The sequence below is a fragment of the Micromonospora sp. WMMD882 genome (assembly GCF_027497255.1).
Classification (GTDB): Bacteria; Actinomycetota; Actinomycetes; order Mycobacteriales; family Micromonosporaceae; genus Micromonospora.
On sequence record NZ_CP114903.1, the window covers coordinates 5,260,665 to 5,278,016 of the forward strand.

14 protein-coding genes and 1 riboswitch are annotated in these 17,352 nt (G+C 73.8%); of the genes, 10 read left to right on the forward strand and 4 right to left on the reverse strand.

Annotated features, from left to right (window positions below; genetic code table 11):
- The first annotated feature begins 62 nt into the window (after positions 1-62).
- The 4 genes from O7606_RS22515 to O7606_RS22530 all read left to right on the forward strand — a co-directional run bounded on the left by O7606_RS22515 (position 63) and on the right by O7606_RS22530 (position 4,202).
- The gene (locus tag O7606_RS22515; RefSeq protein ID WP_281596009.1) at positions 63-1,307 is read left to right on the forward strand and encodes a hypothetical protein; all 1,245 of its coding nucleotides are present in this window, start codon (positions 63-65) and stop codon (positions 1,305-1,307) included.
- Positions 1,308-1,537: 230 nt separating this feature from the next.
- Complete coding sequence (locus O7606_RS22520) at positions 1,538-2,533, forward strand: ATP-binding cassette domain-containing protein (protein ID WP_281596010.1); 996 nt, start codon at positions 1,538-1,540, stop codon at positions 2,531-2,533.
- Positions 2,530-3,546: an ABC transporter permease subunit gene (locus O7606_RS22525; RefSeq protein ID WP_281596011.1), complete on the forward strand. Its 1,017-nt coding sequence runs from the start codon at positions 2,530-2,532 to the stop codon at positions 3,544-3,546. Before O7606_RS22520 ends, O7606_RS22525 begins: the two co-directional genes overlap by 4 nt.
- Positions 3,547-3,704: 158 nt before the next feature.
- Positions 3,705-4,202, forward strand: a complete 498-nt coding sequence (locus tag O7606_RS22530) for a DUF3263 domain-containing protein (protein ID WP_281596012.1) — start codon at positions 3,705-3,707, stop codon at positions 4,200-4,202.
- Between the two features lie 95 nt (positions 4,203-4,297).
- On the opposite strand, the gene O7606_RS22535 is transcribed toward O7606_RS22530, so the two are convergent.
- Positions 4,298-4,513 (reverse strand): hypothetical protein, encoded by a 216-nt coding sequence (locus O7606_RS22535; protein ID WP_281596013.1) that lies wholly within the window; start codon positions 4,511-4,513, stop codon positions 4,298-4,300.
- Positions 4,514-4,691: 178 nt separating this feature from the next.
- Here O7606_RS22535 and O7606_RS22540 point away from each other — a divergent pair, with 178 nt between their 5' ends.
- The 3 genes from O7606_RS22540 (at position 4,692) to O7606_RS22550 (ending at position 6,577) form a co-directional block, all read left to right on the forward strand.
- Positions 4,692-4,997, forward strand: a complete 306-nt coding sequence (locus tag O7606_RS22540) for a hypothetical protein (RefSeq protein WP_281596014.1) — start codon at positions 4,692-4,694, stop codon at positions 4,995-4,997.
- A 105-nt stretch (positions 4,998-5,102) separates the two neighbouring features.
- Positions 5,103-5,963: a hypothetical protein gene (locus O7606_RS22545; protein WP_281596015.1), complete on the forward strand. Its 861-nt coding sequence runs from the start codon at positions 5,103-5,105 to the stop codon at positions 5,961-5,963.
- 104 nt (positions 5,964-6,067) lie between these two features.
- Positions 6,068-6,577 (forward strand): GNAT family N-acetyltransferase, encoded by a 510-nt coding sequence (locus O7606_RS22550; protein WP_281596016.1) that lies wholly within the window; start codon positions 6,068-6,070, stop codon positions 6,575-6,577.
- Between the two features lie 135 nt (positions 6,578-6,712).
- Here the strand turns inward: O7606_RS22550 and O7606_RS22555 are convergent, their stop codons facing one another.
- Entirely contained in the window at positions 6,713-9,127 is a 2,415-nt protein-coding gene (locus O7606_RS22555) for an AAA family ATPase (RefSeq protein ID WP_348651174.1), read from the reverse strand.
- A gap of 985 nt (positions 9,128-10,112) precedes the next feature.
- On the opposite strand from O7606_RS22555, the gene O7606_RS22560 reads away from it, so the two are divergent.
- Positions 10,113-13,049, forward strand: a complete 2,937-nt coding sequence (locus tag O7606_RS22560) for an alpha/beta fold hydrolase (protein ID WP_281596018.1) — start codon at positions 10,113-10,115, stop codon at positions 13,047-13,049.
- The gene (locus O7606_RS22565) at positions 13,049-13,918 is read left to right on the forward strand and encodes an ABC transporter permease subunit (RefSeq protein WP_281596019.1); all 870 of its coding nucleotides are present in this window, start codon (positions 13,049-13,051) and stop codon (positions 13,916-13,918) included. Before O7606_RS22560 ends, O7606_RS22565 begins: the two co-directional genes overlap by 1 nt.
- Before the next feature lie 37 nt (positions 13,919-13,955).
- On the opposite strand, the gene O7606_RS22570 is transcribed toward O7606_RS22565, so the two are convergent.
- Entirely contained in the window at positions 13,956-15,323 is a 1,368-nt protein-coding gene (locus O7606_RS22570; RefSeq protein ID WP_281596020.1) for a DNRLRE domain-containing protein, read from the reverse strand.
- Positions 15,324-15,503: 180 nt separating this feature from the next.
- On the opposite strand from O7606_RS22570, the gene O7606_RS22575 reads away from it, so the two are divergent.
- Positions 15,504-16,334: a peptidoglycan recognition family protein gene (locus O7606_RS22575; protein WP_281596021.1), complete on the forward strand. Its 831-nt coding sequence runs from the start codon at positions 15,504-15,506 to the stop codon at positions 16,332-16,334.
- 34 nt (positions 16,335-16,368) lie between these two features.
- Here the strand turns inward: O7606_RS22575 and O7606_RS22580 are convergent, their stop codons facing one another.
- A complete protein-coding gene (locus O7606_RS22580; protein WP_281596022.1) occupies positions 16,369-17,094 on the reverse strand; it encodes a prepilin peptidase in 726 nt (241 codons plus the stop codon).
- Positions 17,095-17,207: 113 nt separating this feature from the next.
- Positions 17,208-17,343: riboswitch (SAM riboswitch) on the forward strand.
- The last annotated feature ends 9 nt before the right edge of the window (positions 17,344-17,352 follow it).

A 17,352-nucleotide genomic window follows, 5' to 3' on the forward strand; every position in this document is an offset into this window, starting at 1 on the left:
GCCAGGGCATCGATAAACTGTAGGGTCGCCGCACGTGGCGGAGGAGCCACGACGAGCCTTCCGTGAAGGGCAGTCCCATGCTGCGGCTACGCATACTTCTGACCGCGTCCCTCTGCGCCGCTGTCGGCGCGATCGGCGCGCCCACGGCCCTCGCCGCCCCGGTGGCCCGCGCCGCGGCCGACACCGCGCCGCCGGTGATCGCGGACCTCACCGTCACCCCGGACGACGTCGGGGTCAGCGGGGTCGACCTGGTGCCGGTCACCGTCGCCGTCCGGCTCACCGACGAGTCGGGGGTCATCGAGGCCGGCGAGATGGACGGCGTCGCCACCCCCCTGCTCGGCCTGCGCCGGGTCGAGGGCGGTGAGCGCAACGAGGGCGTGGAGTTGAAGCTCACCTCCGGCACGGCGAAGGACGGCGTGTGGAGCGCGACCGTCCACGTCCCGTCCACCTGGGACGGCCGGTGGGAGGTCGGCCAGGTGATCGCCGAGGACTCGGCCCGCAACCGGCTCGAGGTCGACCCGCGTGACGCGGGGACCACCGTGTCGCTGGAGGTGACCGGCGCCCACCAGCCGGCGGTGACGATGGAGCTCACGCCCGACCCGCTGGTCGGTGACGGACCGCTCACCGTCAAGGGGCGGTTCTACGACAAGGACACCGGCAAGGGCCTCCCGAACCAGCCGATCTTCTTCGGGCACGACAACGTCTGCGTCGAGCAGCCGGGCACGCCCAACGGCGTCACCGCCGCCGACGGCACCTTCAGCAGGGTGTATCCGGTCGGCGACATCTACCTGCGCTGCGTCGGAATCCTGCGTCCGACGAACATCGGCATCGTGCCGGCCTACATCGTCGTCACGTCCGCTCACCCCCGGTTCCGGCCGACCATCACCGCGTCCGCCGACCGGACCACCGTCCAGCCCGGTACGAAGGTCACCTTCACCGGCACGGTCAAGCCGTCCGGCCTGTCCACCGTCGAGCTCCAGCAGCTCAAGGACGGCAAGTGGCAGAAGGTCACCAGCGGGCAGCTCGACGACCGGAGCCGTTTCACGCTGACGGTCACGCCGAAGGCCACCGGTGAGCACTCCTACCGGGTGGCCCGCCCGAGCGATGATCCGGAGCTGGTCGGCGCGTCCAAGACCATCGTGGTGCGGGTGACCACGTCGGGCGGCGACGGCGGCGGGGACGGCGAGCTGCCGATCACCGGCCCGGCCACGTTGCCCATGGTCGGTGGCGCGCTGGCGCTCATCGCCGTGGGGACGGGGCTGACGCTGCTCGGCCGGCGACGTCGGGGGGCGGACCCGGACCGCTGACCGGCGTCGCGCCGTACCCGTCAGGAGCGCGCTGTCGTCGCGCCGTACCCGTCAGGAGCGCGCTGTCGTCGCGCCGTACCCGTCAGGAGCGCGCTGTCGCCGCGGCTGCCCGCCGCGGCGACGGTCGTTCCGGGGTCGGGAAGCGACCCGCGTCGGCGATTCGCGCTTTACTACTACGGATAGCGAAGTATCATCCTTGCCGTCATACAACCGAGCGGGGGAGGTTCACGGTGCCCGCCGTCCTGGAGATAGAAGGTCTACGCAAGACGTACAAGAGCCGCAGGCGCGGCGAACGGCACGCGCTGGACGGCTTCGACATGCGGGTCGACGCCGGTCAGGTGCACGGCTTCCTCGGCCCGAACGGCTCCGGCAAGACCACCACCCTCCGTACGCTGCTCGGTCTGATCCGGCCCGACGGCGGCCGGATGGCGCTGCTCGGCCGGGAGGTGCCGGCCGCGCTGCCCGAGGTCGCCGGACAGGTCGGCGCGATCGTGGAGAGCCCGCAGTTCTTCCCGCACTTCTCCGCGCGGGACACCCTGGAGCTGCTCGCCGGCGCTGGCGGGGTGCCCCGGCCCCGGGTCGAGGAGGTGCTGGAGCTGGTCGGGCTCCGGGACCGGGCCGGCGAACGGGTCAAGACGTACTCGCTCGGCATGAAACAGCGCCTGGCGGTGGCCTCCGCGCTGCTCAAGAACCCGAAGCTGCTGATCCTCGACGAGCCCGCCAACGGCCTCGACCCGGGCGGCATCCGCGAGATGCGGACCCTGGTACGCGACCTGGCCGCCGCCGGGATGACCGTGGTGCTGTCCAGCCACATCCTCGGCGAGATCCAGCTCATCTGCGACTCGGTCACCATCATCTCGCTGGGCCGCCGGGTCGCCTTCGGGCCGGTCGACGAGGTGCTCGCCCGGTACTCCGGCGGCACGGTACGGGTCCGTCTGGAGGCCGCCGCCGACCTGCCGACCGCCGCCGACGCCCTGGGCCGGGCCGGTGTGCCGGTCACCGCGTACGACGACCACCTGATGCTGGCCGGCGTCGACAAACCGGCCACCGTCACCAGGCTGCTCGCCGAGCACGGCCTGTACGTCAGCGAACTCGCCCCGGTCACCGCCGACCTGGAGAGCGTCTTCCTGGAGCTGACCGCGACCGCGCCCGTCCCCGGCCAGCACCGCCAGGTCGACCAGTCCCGCCGGGTCGGCGACGCCAGCACGGGAGGTTGGGGAGCATGAGCCTGTACACCACGGAGCTGCGCCGCCTCGGCAAGCGCCGCTTCACCCGGTACATGACGCTGATCGGCCTGCTGGTGCTGGCCGCCGTCGCGGTCGGCACGTTCCTCACCAACGAGCGGATCGGGCCGGCGCAGCGGGCCACCGCCGAACGGCAGGCCCAGGCGGAGTACGAGCAGCAGATCCGCTTCACCGAGCAGGAGCGCGTCGAGTGCCAGCGGGCGGAGACCGCCGGGGAGCCGAAGAACGGCCGCTGGCCCGAGGACTGCGCCCAGATCACCCCGCCGCCCCGGGACGCGTTCCAGGCGCAGTGGTACCTCCCCTCCACCTTCGACTTCCGGGAGAACTTCGGCGGCGTCCTGACCACGTACGCGGCGATCCTGGTGCTGGTGGCGTTCGTGGTCGGCGCCTCCTTCGTCGGCGCCGAGTGGAGCACCGGCGGCATGATGAACCTGCTGCTGTGGCGGCCGAGACGGACCGGCGTCCTGCTGACCAAACTGGCGGCGCTGCTCACCGGCGTGGCGGCGGTGACCCTGCTCGGCACGCTGGTCTGGACGGCGGCCTTCTGGGCGGTCGGCACGTTCCGGGGCAGCACCGAAGGGATGACCGGCGGCGCCTGGCAGTCGTTCGCCCTCACCGGCCTGCGCGGTTTCGCCCTGGTGCTGGTCGCCGCCGTGATCGGTTTCGCGTTGGCGTCGGCCGGCCGGCACACCGCGTTCGCCCTCGGCGGGGTGCTCGCCGTCGCCGTGGTCGGCCAGTTCGGGCTGGGCATCGTCCTGTCGCTGGCCAACGCGAAGTTCCCCGAGGCGTGGCTGCTCCCCACGTACGCGTTGGCCTGGATGAGCAAGCAGGTCAAGCTGGAGAACTACCAGGCGTGCAACTACTCCACGGTGTCCGGCTGCCAACCCGACACGCTCACCATCACCTGGCAGCAGTCGTCGGCGCTGTTCGCCGTCGGGCTGGTGCTGGCCCTCGGCGCGGCCCTCTGGGGCATCCGCCGCCGCGACATCGCCTGACCGGCAGGCCGGAAGGGACCCGACCCCACGCCTCGTACGCGGGGACGGGTCCCCTCCGACGTCGCCCCCCGGCGTACGGTGCGCTGCTGGCCGGGCCTGGTTAACCTGGGGTTCCCCCGGTTGGCGTCGCCGAGCCGGCCGCCTGCCCGAGGAGCGCCATGCCGCCGTCCGCCGACGCGTTCCCCGGCCGTGCCGAGCGGGTGGAGCCGGAGCCCACGTCACCGCCGGCCGGCGTGCCCCCGCCGCGGTCCGCGCCCGAGGTCGAGTCCACCCGCGTGGCGTCCCCGCCGACCGACCGGCCCCGCGCCACGGAGCCGTCGGAGGCGGTGGAGCTGCCGCCCGGTCCGTCGCGGTCGGTGGAGTTGCCGCCCGGAGAGCCGACGGACCCGGCGGCAGCGGACCCGGCGGTCGGGTCCGGGGCCGGTGACGAGCTGGCCGAACGGGATCGCCGGATCCTCGCCTTCGAGCGGAACTGGTGGCGGCACGCCGGAGCCAAGGAACAGGCGATCCGGGACACGTTCGGCCTCTCCGCCACCCGGTACTACCAGTTGCTCAACGCGCTGCTGGACAACCCCGCCGCCCTCGCCGCCGACCCGGTGCTGGTCAGCCGGTTACGCCGGCTGCGTTCCTCCCGGGCCCGCAACCGTCGCCGCTGACCACAGTCCGTCCCGCGCCGCCCGAACCGCCGCCCGCGCCGTTCCGGCGTCGGATCGCGCCGTTCCGGCGTCGGTCGCGCCGGTCGGCTGCGGCCTCAGCGGCTCTCGTACGTGCGCAGCCCGTTGCCGATCGCGAAGAACGTCGGCGCCCACTCCCCGATGAAGATCCCCCACCGGTCCGCCCGGGCCACGCCGGCCCGTTCCAGGTGCTTGGAGAGGAACCAACTGGTGAAGGAGAGACCGATGCTGACGAACCCGGCCAGATAGGCATGCTCCGACCGTAGGCCGGTCTCGTGCAACCTCTGCAACATCAGCGCTTCCCCCCGTCGCGTCGACGACTGCCGTCAAGCCGAGGCTACTATCGGTGACCGCTCCGGTTCGCTCGGTTGACCGATCGTCCCGGGCGGTCGGCGGGTATGTGGGCGGGCGGGGCGGGTAGGTGGTCCCGACCCGGGCCACCGGGCCGGGTCGGCGAGAGGGGGCACAGCCATGGCCGCACGCGCGTACGCCCGTCATCCGGCGATTCTCGCGGCCCTGGCCGGGGCGGCCGGGGCGGCGCTCGGCTGGCTGGCCCGGGCCGGCCGGAAACGTCCGCCGCAGTCCGGGCCGGACCGCGCGCCGGAGCAGACGGTGAATGCCCCCTACACCGCCGAGGAGCCGTACTCCGGCCTGCCGCGACCGCCGACGCCACCGGCTCCACCCCCGGTCCCGCCGGTCCCGCCGGTCCCGACGCCACCGGTTCCACCGGCGTCGGGCCGACCGGACACCGACGTGCCCGGTGGCATGCCACCATGACCGACGGCGTCACCAGCCGACGACGCCGCCGACGCGACGGACCACGACCGGTGTCGCCACGGCCGACGCAGCGTGGTCGTTCCCGGCCCGGGAGAGTTGACGATGATGCAGGTCAGATCCGCTTCCACGGCGTCGCCGGGGCACCCGGAGAACGAGGATCTGGTGTTCCGGTTCGGGCCGCTGGTCGGGGTGCTCGACGGGGCGACCGTCCCGGACGGTTTCGACACCGGCTGCGTGCACGGCCCGGTCTGGTACGTCCGGCAGCTCGCCGCCCGGCTCGGACTGGCCCAGGCGGCCCGGCCGACCGCCGCGCTGACCAGCCACCTGGCGGCGGCCATCCTGGGGGTACGCGCCGACCACGGCGGCGGGTGCGACCTCGACCATCCGGGAACCCCGTCGGCCACCGTGTGTCTGCTGCGGGACGGCGGCGACCGGGCCGACTACCTGGTGCTCTGTGACAGCCCACTGGTCCTGGACACCGGTGACCGGGTCAGCGTCGTCTCCGACGACCGGTTGGAGGTCGCGCTGGCCGAGCTGCGTGCCGTGCCGGCGACCGTTCCGACGGGCTGTGTCGACGACCCGGTCAGCGGGTTCCGCCGGGCGGTGACGGCGCAGCGCGAGCGGATGAACCGTACGCCCGGGTACTGGGTGGCGGCGGGCGAGCCGGAGGCGGCGTACCAGGCGGTCACCGGGACGGTTCCGCTGCGCGGGCCGGGCGCGGTACGCCGGGCGGCGCTGCTCAGTGACGGGGCGTCCTGCGCGGTCGAGCAGTTCGGCCTGTTCGGCTGGGACGGTCTGCTGGACCTGGTCGGCACGGCTGGCCCGGGCGCGTTGATCGAACGGGTCCGGGCGGCGGAGCGGGACCATCCGGAGCGGTTGCGGCGGCACAAGCGCGCCGACGACGCGTCCGTCGTGCTCTGCGAGTTCGATGGTGGCGCGGTGGCGGCGACCGACCCCGGAGCGTGACGAGGAACACTCCGCCCGGCCGACCGGCCGGTACCCGCCGCCGGACCGGTGGAGGCCAGACGTTCGGGTGGACGCCGCCCGGCCCGCCCGGCAGACTGCGGCACGTGGCTGGAGACGTCCGGTTGGCGCCGGTGGACGAGGGAAACCTGGAGCCGCTGCTCTCGGTTGCCGCCGCGGAGGCGGAACCGGGTGACGTGATGCCGCCGGTGGAGGCGCCGGCCGGCTGGTCGCTGGCCCGCCGGGACGCGTTCCGGGAGTTCCACCGGGCCCACTTCGGCGGCCTCCACGGCGGCACCGGCACCGTCATGTACGCGATCCTGCTCGGCGGCGAGGTGGTCGGCATGATCCGGATGGCCCGCCGGGCGGAGCCGGGTACGGTCGAGGCCGGCATGTGGCTGGGGCGTTCGGCCCGGGGCCAGGGGGTCGGCGCGGCGGCCCTGCGGGAGCTGCTCGACGTCGCCGCCGCGCACGGCATGCACACCGTGGTCGCCGAGACCACCGTCGACAACGCGGGCGCGCTCTCCGTGCTGACCCGCTGTGGCGCGCGGCTCCGCGCCGACGGCGACCAGGTGTACGCGGAGATCTCCCTCGACGCGCCCGCCCCGAACTGCTGAGCCGCCCTGCGGCGTGAGTTACCGGCCTCTCCTCCAGGATGTGGGGGCATCCTTTCCGAGGGACACCCCGCCTCAGGGACATGAGGTCGAGCAGACGCCGGAGGGCGAGACGATCGAGCGCCGACGGCGGGTCGATCACGCCTTGGCGGCGTACGCGGCCAGCCAGGCGACCTGATCCGGGTCCAGGGACGGGCGGACCCGACGGCGGGCCTGCGCGACGTGCGCGGCGGTGACCGTGGCGGCGGTCAGCGACTCCCGCATCGCGGCCAGCGCCGCCTCGCGGACCAGCGCGGCGCAGTCCGCCGCCGAGAAGCCGTCCAGCGCCTCGGCCAGCGGGGTCAGCTCCACGTCGTCGGCGAGCGGGACGTTGCGGGCGGCGGCGCGCAGGATCTCCACCCGGGCGTCGGCGTCCGGTGGCGGGACGTAGACCAGCCGCTCCAGGCGTCCGGGCCGAAGCAGCGCCGGGTCGACCAGGTCGGGTCGGTTCGTCGCGCCGACCACGACGACGTTGCGCAGCGCCTCCACGCCGTCCAGTTCGGTGAGCAGCGCGGCGACCACCCGGTCCGTGGTGCCGCCGTCGGTGGCCTGGCCGCGTACCGGGGCGAGCGCGTCCACCTCGTCCAGGAAGATCAACGTGGGGGCGGCCTCACGGGCCCGGCGGAACAGCTCCCGTACCGCGCGTTCGCTCTCGCCGACCCACTTGGACAGCAGCTCCGCGCCCTTGACCGAGAGCACGTTCGCCCGTCCCGAGCCGGCCAGCGCGGTGACCAGGTACGTCTTCCCGCACCCGGGCGGCCCGTAGAGCAGTACCCCGCGCGGCGGCTGCACACCGAGCCGGGCGAACGTGTCCGGGTAGGTCAACGGCCAGAGCACCGACTCGGTGAGGGTCTGTTTCACCTCGACCAGGTCACCGACGTCCTCCAAAGTGACGTTGGCCAGCTCCAGCGTGGCGGACGCCATCGAGGTGGGACGGACCACCTCCAACGCGGCGGTGAAGTCGGCCATCGCCACGGCCGGCTCGTCGGTCGACTTCTGTCGCAGCGCCGCGCGGACCCCGGCCTCCCGGACCAGGGCGGCCAGATCAGCGGCGACGAAACCGGGGGTACGCGCGGCGACCTCGTCCAGCCGGACGTCGGTGGCGAGCGGCACCCGGCGGGTCAGCACGGTCAACTGCTCCCGGCGCAGCGCGGCGTCCGGCAGGGGCACGGTGATCCGGAGCGAGAGCAGATCCGGGGCGCGCAGCGCCGGGTCGACGGACTCCGGGCGGCTGGTCGTGCAGACCACCGCCACACCGGCCCGTACCGCCTCGGCGAGCACCTGCCGGAACACGGTGGCCAGCGGGCCGGGCTGCTCCGCCGGGGCGAGCGCCTCCACGTCGGTGACCAGCAGCACCGCCGTCCCGTCGGCGCGGGCCGCAGTGGCCGCCTCCCGTAGCCGTCCGGCGGCGGCCTGGTTGGTCAGGGCCGCCAGCTCCGGGGCCCAGAGCGGCCGGACCCGCGCGCCCACCACGGCGGCGACCGCGCGGACGAGCGCCGACTTGCCCGACCCGGCCGGCCCGCTGAGCAGCACGCCGAGCGACACCGTCGTGCCCAGCCGGTCGAGGACCTCGCGGTGGTGGAAGCCGAGGTCGAGCAGCTCGGTCAGCTCCTCGGCCTGGGTCCGCAGACCGGGCAGCTCGTCGACCCCGGGCGTCTGCGCCGCGTCCTCCACCGCCGGACGCGACGAGCCGCCCGCGTCCCCGTCCGATCGCGTGCCGCCCGGCATGTCCCCGGCGGGTCGCGTGCCGCCCGGCATGTCCCCGGCGGGTCGCGTGCCGCCCGGCATGTCCCCGGCGGGTCGTGTGACGCCCGGCATGTTCCCGGTCGGGCGCGACATGCCGGTTGGTTCCACGGTCGGGCGCGCGACGCCGGTCGACCCCCGAGCACCGGTCACGCCACCGGTCGCGTCCCACGCCGGTACGCCGCCGTCGGACCCGGCCCGGGCGGTGCCGTGGGTGGCCTGCCCGTGCTCCCAGCCGACCACGGTGTCCATGGTGACCAGCGCGCCCGGCCCCGGCTCGACGGCGACCACGGTGAGCAGGGTGCTCGTCCAGGCGTACCCGACGGTGTTGGCGAGGCTACGGCGCGCGGCTTCGACCAGCGTGCGGGCCGGGGCGTCCGGTCGGACGTCCTGGGGCAGCAGCGACACGTCGTCGCCGGCCGTGACCACCTTGCCGAGCAGGGCGAGCCGGAGCATCTCCGGGGAGACCGCGGCGACGATCGCCGCCGGCCCGCGCAGGGTCACCCGACCGGCCGCCGTGGTCGGGATGGGGCTGAGCGTGACCTGACCGCCGTCGCGGATGCCGAGGTTGCCGAGCAGCAGGTCGTCGGCCTGGAGCAGGCCGCTGCCGGCGCCCGGCTCGGCCTTCGCCACGATGCCGGCGGTCTGCCGGCGGCCGGTCAGCCGGACCGGGTCACCGGGCCGCAGGGCCAGCGCGGTGAGCACCTCCGGGGGTAGGCGCACCACGCCCCGGCGGGCGTCCAACGCGGCCGGACGCAGGCTCGCGATCAGGGTCAACTCGGGTTCTGCCACCCGCCCGAGGGTAGCCGCCACCGTCCGCCCCGGTCGGTGAGCGACGCACCGCCGGTCGGTGAGCGCCCCGGCGCCCTGGCCGGGTTCGACCTGCGGCCCTGGCCGGGGTGCGAAGCGCCACCCGGGCGCGGTAGGGAACCGGGCTTCCGCCGGGCGAACCCTGTCTGCCACTGGAAGCCAGCCAGCCAGCCAGCCGGTCGGCCGGCCGTCACTGCGCGCGACGGTTGCCGGTGAAGAGGTATCTGCCACCCATCCTGTCGAGCTGCCCCAGATATGGGGCGGTGGCGGCGGTGGAGGCGGCGGGGGCAGCGATCACCGGACGGCGGAGAAGGTCGAGACGGTCGAGACGGCCCGGTCGACAAGAGCGCGATTTCCGCCATGTCGTGGGGTGAGCAGGCCGGGTGACCACCACTTCGGGGTTTTGGGGAGCCCTTGCGGCCATCCCGGGTGAGTCCTTGCGGCCATCCCGGGTGAGTTCTGGGGAGGCAACCCAGTCGTGCCCCATATCTGGGGCAGCTCGACAGGCTTCGCCTCAGGGCACAAGGAAGGGGTGGCCAGGTGAGGCCCTAGGCCCGACAGGGGGATCTCGCTGTCGGTCCGGTCGGATTTGGAGCCGAGTCGGATGCGGAGTCGAGGTCGGAGTAGGAGTCGAAGGGCGGATTCGGGGCCAGCCGGGTCGGTGGTGGTGCGGACCACCGACCCGACGGCCGGTCCGAGGGTGTGATTCTGCTCGCTAGCGGTAGGAGGTGATGTTCCTACCACGGAAGGCCGCCGACGGCGGGGCGACTTGACGGAATCTCGGGGCTTTCGCGGGAAGATTCGTAATTCACGGGATGCGAAGACTACTACCGGGATTCTTCGAGGCGTGCGCGGTCGACTGTTCCGTGCCGCCGATCGGCGCAACCGGACGGACGTACGGAGGATCTCAGCCAACGCTCAGGATCAACGACGTACGGTGTCCTCCATGCCATCCCTGTCGGCCGCGCGGTTCCGGCGTGCCCTGCCCACCGGTCGCCGGTTCGTCGCCGCCTCGGTGGTGACGGTGCTGGTCGCCGTCGTCGTCGGCTGGGCGGTGTGGCCCGAGCGCCCGTCCTTCACCGTCCGGTCCGCGCTGCTCCCGGTCCCCGCCGGTCCGACCGGCAGCGACCCGTCCCAGGGCGACCCGACCGAGGAAAGCCCGGCGCCGGTCGCCCTGGACATCTCCTTCTTCCTGCCCAGGGACGCCTCGGCGGCCCGTCGGGCGCCCGCGGTGCTGCTGGCCCACGGCTTCGGCGGCACCAAGGACTCGGTCCGTGCCGACGCCGAGGAGCTCACCGAGCAGGGCTACGCCGTGCTCACCTGGACCGCGCGTGGGTTCGGCCGCAGCGGTGGGAAGATCCACCTGAACAGCCCCGAGCACGAGGTACGCGACGCCCAGCGGCTGCTGGACTGGCTCGCCGACCGTCCGGAGGTGCGCGTCGACGCTCCGGGTGACCCGGCGGTGGGCGTGGTCGGCGGCTCGTACGGCGGCGGGCTGGCCCTGCTGCTGGCGGCGCAGGACCAGCGGGTCGACGCGATCGTGCCGATGATCACCTGGAACGACCTGCCCCGGGCGTTCCTGCCGGAGAGCACCGGCCGGGCGCCTGTCGACGGGGTCTTCAAGAAGGGTTGGGCCGGGGTCTTCTTCGGCAGCGCGGGCGCGGCCCCCACCGGCCTGGCCGGTCGCGCCGACCCCGCAGCGGCCGACAGCGGGGGCGGCGACCCCGGGGAGAGCGCCGGCGAGGGGACCGGTCGCGCCGACGCGGCCGAAGGCGCCGGGCCGGGCGGGCCGCCGGCCCAGGGTGGCGCGCCCGCCCAGGGTGGCCTGGCAGGCGTGGACCCGGCGTGTGGCCGGTTCGCCGCCGACGTCTGCGCCGCGTACCTGCGGATCGCCGCCACCGGTCGGGCCGACCAGGCTGCCGTGGATCTGCTGCGCCGGTCCAGCCCGGCGACCGTGCTGGACCGGATCAAGGCCCCCACCCTGCTGGTGCAGGGGACGGCGGACAGCCTCTTCCCGCTCGCCGAGGCGGACGCCAACGCCCGGGGGATCGCCGCCACCGGCACCCCCGTCCGGGTCGCCTGGTTCACCGGCGGGCACGACGGCGGCGACGGCCCGAAGTCCGACTCGGACCGGGTGAAGTACCTGACCGTGCAGTGGCTCGACCACTACGTCAAGGGCACGGGCGACGCCCCGGGCGACGATTTCACCTGGTCCCGGATCGCCGGTTTCGACGCCCTGGACCGGGGGCTGGTGGCGACCGGTTACCGTGCCGACGACTACCCGGGCGTCGGCGGTGACGCGCGGCGTGAGGTCACCGTGACCGGGCCGGCCCAGCCGGTCGCCAACCCGCCCGGCGGCAACCCGGCCGCGCTCTCGTCGCTGCCGCTGGCCGGGCGGTTCTCGTCGTTGCTCGACGGCGTCGCCGGGGACCTGCCCGGGCAGCACGCCCGTTTCGACTCCGCGCCGCTGGACGAGCCGGTCGACGTGGTCGGCGCGCCCACCGTACGCATCCGGGCCGCCTCCCCGACCGGCGAGGCCGTCCTCTTCGTCAAGCTCTACGACGTCGACCCGAACGGCGCGGCGAGCCTGCCCAACGGCCTGGTCGCGCCGGTCCGGCTCACCGGCCTGCCCGCGCGGATCGACGACGCCCAGCCGGTCACCGTCACCCTGCCGGGGATCGTCCGCCGGATCGAGGCCGGGCACCGGGTACGGGTCGTGGTGGCCACCAGCGACCAGGCGTACGCGACGCCGGCCGAGCCCGCCGTGCACACCGTCGCCCTCGGCGACGGGCCGGTGGTGCTGCCCACGGTGGCCGGCGAGCCGATCCCCACCACCGCCGTGCTGTGGCGCTGGGTGCTGGCCGGGCTGCTCGCCGCCATCGTCGTCGGGCTCGTCGTGGTCGTCGCCGTGCTGCGCCGCCGGCACCGCCGCCACGACACCTCGGTCCATCCCGCGTACGCGGACACGCCGCTGGCCGTGCGTCAGCTCCGCAAGGAGTACGCCGACGGCTTCGTCGCCGTGTCGAACGTCGACTTCGAGGTGCACCCCGGTCAGGTGGTGGGGCTGCTCGGGCCGAACGGCGCCGGCAAGACCACCACGCTGCGGGTGCTGATGGGGTTGACCCAGCCGACCGCCGGGGAGATCTACGTCTTCGGGCGTCGGCTGGTCCCCGGCTCGCCGGTGCTGTCCCGGATCGGCTCCCTGGTCGAGGGGCCGGGTTTCCTGCCGCACCTGTCCGGCCTGGAGAACCTGAAGGCGTACTGGCGGGCCACCGGGCGACCGGAGGCGGAGGCGCGGTTCGCCGAGGCGCTGGAGATCGCCGGTCTGGGCGACTCGGTGCACCGCCGGACGAAGAAGTACAGCCACGGCATGCGGCAGCGGCTCGCCATCGCGCAGGCCATGCTCGGCCTGCCCGAGCTGCTGGTGCTGGACGAGCCGACGGACGGGCTCGACCCGCCGCAGATCGCCGAGATGCGCCGGGTGCTCCAGCGGTACGCCACCGACGGCCGGGCGGTGCTGGTCTCCAGTCACCTGCTCGCCGAGGTGGAGCAGACCTGCACCCACGCGGTGGTGGTGAACAAGGGGCGGATCGTAGCCTCCGGCCCGGTCGAGGAGATCGTCGGCGAGTCGCCGAGCGTGCTGTTCGACGTCTCCGACCCGGCCGCCGCGCGAACCGTGCTGGCCGGGCTGGACGGCGTGCGGGTGCTGCCCGACGCCGACGGTCAGCTCGTGGTGGACACCGACGGCGCCGCCCGCAGCGAGGTGGTCGCCGAGCTGGTGCGGGCCGGGGTCGGGGTGAACCGGGTGGTGCCGCGGCGTCGCCTGGAGGACGCGTTCCTCGCCCTGGTCGGCGAGAACTCTCGGGGAAGCGGAGACCGGTGATGGCGGACCTGTCCACGGTGGGCGCGGCCCCCGGTTACCGGCCTTCGGCCACCCTGCCGTTGCGGGCGGAGTTCCGCCGGCAGGCGTCCCGACGGCGTACCCAGTTGGCGCTCGGGTTCATGGTGCTGCTGCCGTTGATCATCCTGATCGCGTTCCAGTTCGACGCCGGTGACGACGACGACAACGGCGGCGGCGAGTTCGCCAGCCTGGTCGAGTTCGCCACCACCGGCGGACTGAACTTCACCCTCTTCACGATCTTCGTGTCGGCGTCGTTCCTGCTGGTCGTGGTGGTGGCGCTGTTCTGCGGGGACACCGTGGCCAGTGAGGCGAGCTGGGGGAGCCTGCGTTACCTGCTGGCCGTCCCGGTGCCCCGGGCCCGGCTGCTGACGGTGAAGCTGCTGGTCGCGTTGGCGTACTCGGGGCTGGCCCTGCTGACCCTCGCCGGCACCGCGCTGCTCGTCGGCACGCTCCGGTACGGCTGGTCGCCGCTGCGCAGCCTGGTCGCCGCGGAGCTGCCCCCGGGGGAGGGGCTGCTGCGGCTGCTGGCCGTGCTCGGCTACCTGGCGGTCGTCCTGCTGGTGGTGGCCGGTCTGGCGTTCCTGCTGTCGGTGGTCACCGACGCGGCGCTCGGCGCGGTCGGCGGCGCGGTGCTGCTGTGGATCCTGTCCAGCATCCTCGACCAGATCACCGCGCTCGGCGCCTTGCGGAACTTCCTGCCCACCCACTACAGCACCGCCTGGCTGGGCCTGCTGTCGACGCCGGTGCAGACCGACGACGTGGTGCTGGGCTGCATCTCCGCGGTCTGCTACGCCACCCTGTTCTGGGGGATCGCCTACTGGCGCTTCACCCGTAAGGACGTCACGAGCTGAGCCGGATCCGTCGTCGCTGCCGGATCTCCGTCCCCGGTCACCGGCAGGTATCGGTGCCGAAGTCGGAGAAGGTCTGGCCCTGGATCGGTAGGAAACGCCACTGGTAGCCGTCGGCCAGCAGGTTCACCCACAGCACGCCGTGCGTGGTGCCGTTGCGGACCTCGCTGTTCGGGACGACCGTCCCGAAGTCCGCCTGGAGGGAACGACCGCCGGTGCCGACGACGAACTGGCGGATGCCACGGATCGGGTCGGCGGCCCGGGTCGGGGTCTGCGGGGCGAACCGCTCGTACTGGTGGGCGTGTCCGCTGATGACGATCTCGGCGCGATCGTCGTAGAGCGCCTGGAACAGGGGGAGGACCTCCGGCCGTTGCCGTTCGCCCGAGCTGAACACCGGGTGGTGCCAGTACGCCAGGGTGCACCGGGCGGGGTTCGCGGCCAGGTCGGCGCGGAGCCACCGCTCCTGCGGCGAGCCGACGTGGCAGCCGCCGACCCGTGAGCAGTTCGAGTTCAGCACGACGATGTGCCAGCGTCCGCCGGCCAGGTCGTAGGAGTAGTAGCCCTTGTCGGGGGCGCCCGCCGCTGCCCCGAAGTACCCGAAGTACCCGGCGGCGTTCGGTGTCAGGTACTCGTGGTTGCCCACCGCCGGGCGGGTACGGCTCTTGTGCCGTCCCCAGGTCGGGCCGTAGCAGTTGGCGTACTCGGCGGCGGTGCCGGTCTCGTAGACGGTGTCGCCGACGGCGGCGACGGTGCCGGGCTCACGGTCGAGGATCCGCGCGGTCTGCTCGTCCTGGTCCCGACCGCAGACGGCGATGTCACCGGCGGCGAGGAGCACGTTCTGGTTCGAAACGGGCGGACCGGTGTCCACGATCAGTTGCGGCCCGTTGGGGAAGTTCTCCCGGCTGTCGTAGTAGGCGCCGTCCGGGTCGGTGGAGGAGATCCGGAAGCTGACGATCAGGTTGCCGGTGATCGCCGGGGTGACGTCCGCCTCGTACCAGCCGTCAGGCCGGACCGCGCCGAACATGGACAGCGGCGTGCCGATCGGCGCCGGGCGGTTGGCGGCCCGCAGGGTCGTCTCGACCCAGTTGTTGGCGACCTGCTCCACGGTGCCGCCGGTGGGACTGCCGGCGTGACCGACGTCCCGGGTGTGCAGCCGGAGCCGGGCGTGGGTGACGGGCTCGGTCATGCCGGTGACGACGAACGAGACGTACGACATCCGGGTCGGCCCGGCGGCCACCGCGAGCACCTTCGTGGTGTCGTAGTTGGTGTTCGGGGAGGCCAGGTTCACGTACGAGTCGTTGCTGGCGTAGAAGAGCGAGGTGGCGACGGCGCCGGCGGGCACGGCGAGGCCGAACGTGACCGCGAGGACCATGACGGTCAGCGATACGAGGTAACGGGATCCGGGCACGGGGCGTCCTCCGTGGTCTCCGTCCCGGTCTGTCCGGAAGCGGTGAGGACAGTCAACCCCGCCGGACGTGATCGTGTCCGCAATGCCGGGTGGGCGGGCGTTGCCGCCAGGGTGACGGTCGAGGTGTTTGTCTGACGCCCTGGCCGCCGTCACCCACCTCGACTTCGGAACGGAGTCATCGTGAGAGTTCCCGGGATTCCCTTCGTGCAGGGCCGCAACGTCTACCCGGACCGGGACGGTCTGAAGTACGGCATCGCGATCCACGCCACCGCCAACACCGCCACCGCCGAGCAGGAGGCGTCGTACGCGACCAGACGCACCGACGGCGTCAGCGCCCACTTCTACGTGGACTCCGACTCGATCGTGCAGTCGCTGGACACGGACGTCCGGGCCGGCCACGCCGGTTCCGGCACCGGCAACGAGAACGCCATCGCGATCGAGATCACCGGCCTCGCCGGCAGCTCCCGACAGTGGTGGCTGGCCAACGTCGCCTGGGGCCGGCTCGCCACGGTGCTGGCGACGCTCTGCCGCCACCATGGCGTCGCGGTGCGGCGGGCCACCGTCGCCGAGATGGTGGCCAACCCCCGGGTGCGGGCCTTCTACGGGCACAACGACATGCGGTTGGCCTGGGGCGGCACCACACACACCGACCCGGGGCCGAACTTTCCCTGGGACCACCTGCTCGCCACCGTGGCGAGCGCTCTCGACAGCGAGGACGACATGACACCCGCTCAGTTCCTGGCCATCCTGCAGGACCCCGCCGTCGCGCGCGCCATGCGCGCCCTGCCCTGGCAGTACGACGGACGGGGCATCCCGCCGAACTACAACACCCTGAACGTGCTCAACGAGACCCTGGAGAACACCCGCGCCCTGGTCGGCCGCAATGTCAGCGAGGAGGTCGTGCGGGCGGTGCTGACCGCCCTCAGCCCGGAGGCGATCGCCGCGGCGGTGCCTCCGGACCTGGCGAAGAAGCTGGCCGACGAGCTCGCCGCCCGGCTGGCCGTGACCTGACCGGTCAGCGGTCACGGACGCCGAGACGGCGGTGTCAGGCGGCCACCGCGAGGACGGCCAGCAGCGCGCCGACCAGCAGGGCCGGCCCGAACGGCACGCTCGACCGCCAGCCGATCCGGCGGGCGCCCAGCAGCACCAGCAGCACGGGCACGTTCACCACCCAGGGCAGCACCAGGCACAGCACCACCGCGTCCCAGCCGAGCCAGCCCAGGTGGAAACCGAGCAGCGCGCCCACCTTGGCGTCGCCGAAACCGAAACCGGCCCGGGGCAGCAGCACCAGCCCGGTGAGCAGCAGCCCGACCAGCAGGCCGCCGAGCAGCGCCCTCAGCCAGTCGTCCCACCGGCCGGTGACCAGGGCGACCACGGCGAACAGCGTCGGGGCGGCGGCCAGCGCCGGCAGCACCACCTGGTCGGGCAGCCGGTGGCAGGCGACGTCGACGACGGCCAGCAGCACGCCGAGCACGGCCAGCGCGAGGAACAGCGGGAGCACGGCCACCGGGCCGAGCGCCGCGCCGAGCAGGCCGCCGGCCAGCCCGGCGAGCACGGCGGTCGACCAGCGGGGCACGCCCGTACGGTGTCCGCAGGCGGGCCGGCGTAGCCAGCCGGCCGCCCCCGGGGGCAGCGGGCCCCCGCACCGCGCGCAGTCCGGCCGGGCCGGGGCCCCGTACGGCACGGCGAGCCGGTACGCCACCGGGGGCAGCAGGGCGCCCGCCGCCGCGCACCCGAGCGCGGCCGATCCGACCACCACCCACGCCGACATGCGCCGCACCCTATCTTCACCGGGTCGGCGCGGGCAGGGGCGTGGCTCACAGGGTGGGAAGGGTGTTCGGCGGCCGGGGGTGGACGCCCGTAGACTCGGCGGCACAACTGCATACCTCATCCAGAGGGGCTGAGGGATACGGCCCGACGACGCCCCGGCAACCACCCCGCGCGCTCAGAGTTGAGCGCCGCGCGGGGCAGGTGCCAAATCCGTCCCCGCCGCAGGGTGCGACGTGGGGAAAGATGAGAGGACTCCTCG

What these genes read in the sequence shown, in the direction of transcription:
- O7606_RS22525 (WP_281596011.1), top strand. Translation starts at nt 2,530, where the DNA reads ATGAGCCTGTACACCACGGAGCTGCGCCGCCTCGGCAAGCGCCGCTTC.
- O7606_RS22530 (WP_281596012.1), top strand. Translation starts at nt 3,705, where the DNA reads ATGCCGCCGTCCGCCGACGCGTTCCCCGGCCGTGCCGAGCGGGTGGAG.
- O7606_RS22535 (WP_281596013.1), bottom strand. Translation starts at nt 4,513, where the DNA reads ATGTTGCAGAGGTTGCACGAGACCGGCCTACGGTCGGAGCATGCCTAT.
- O7606_RS22540 (WP_281596014.1), top strand. Translation starts at nt 4,692, where the DNA reads ATGGCCGCACGCGCGTACGCCCGTCATCCGGCGATTCTCGCGGCCCTG.
- O7606_RS22545 (WP_281596015.1), top strand. Translation starts at nt 5,103, where the DNA reads ATGCAGGTCAGATCCGCTTCCACGGCGTCGCCGGGGCACCCGGAGAAC.
- O7606_RS22560 (WP_281596018.1), top strand. Translation starts at nt 10,113, where the DNA reads ATGCCATCCCTGTCGGCCGCGCGGTTCCGGCGTGCCCTGCCCACCGGT.
- O7606_RS22565 (WP_281596019.1), top strand. Translation starts at nt 13,049, where the DNA reads ATGGCGGACCTGTCCACGGTGGGCGCGGCCCCCGGTTACCGGCCTTCG.
- O7606_RS22580 (WP_281596022.1), bottom strand. Translation starts at nt 17,094, where the DNA reads ATGTCGGCGTGGGTGGTGGTCGGATCGGCCGCGCTCGGGTGCGCGGCG.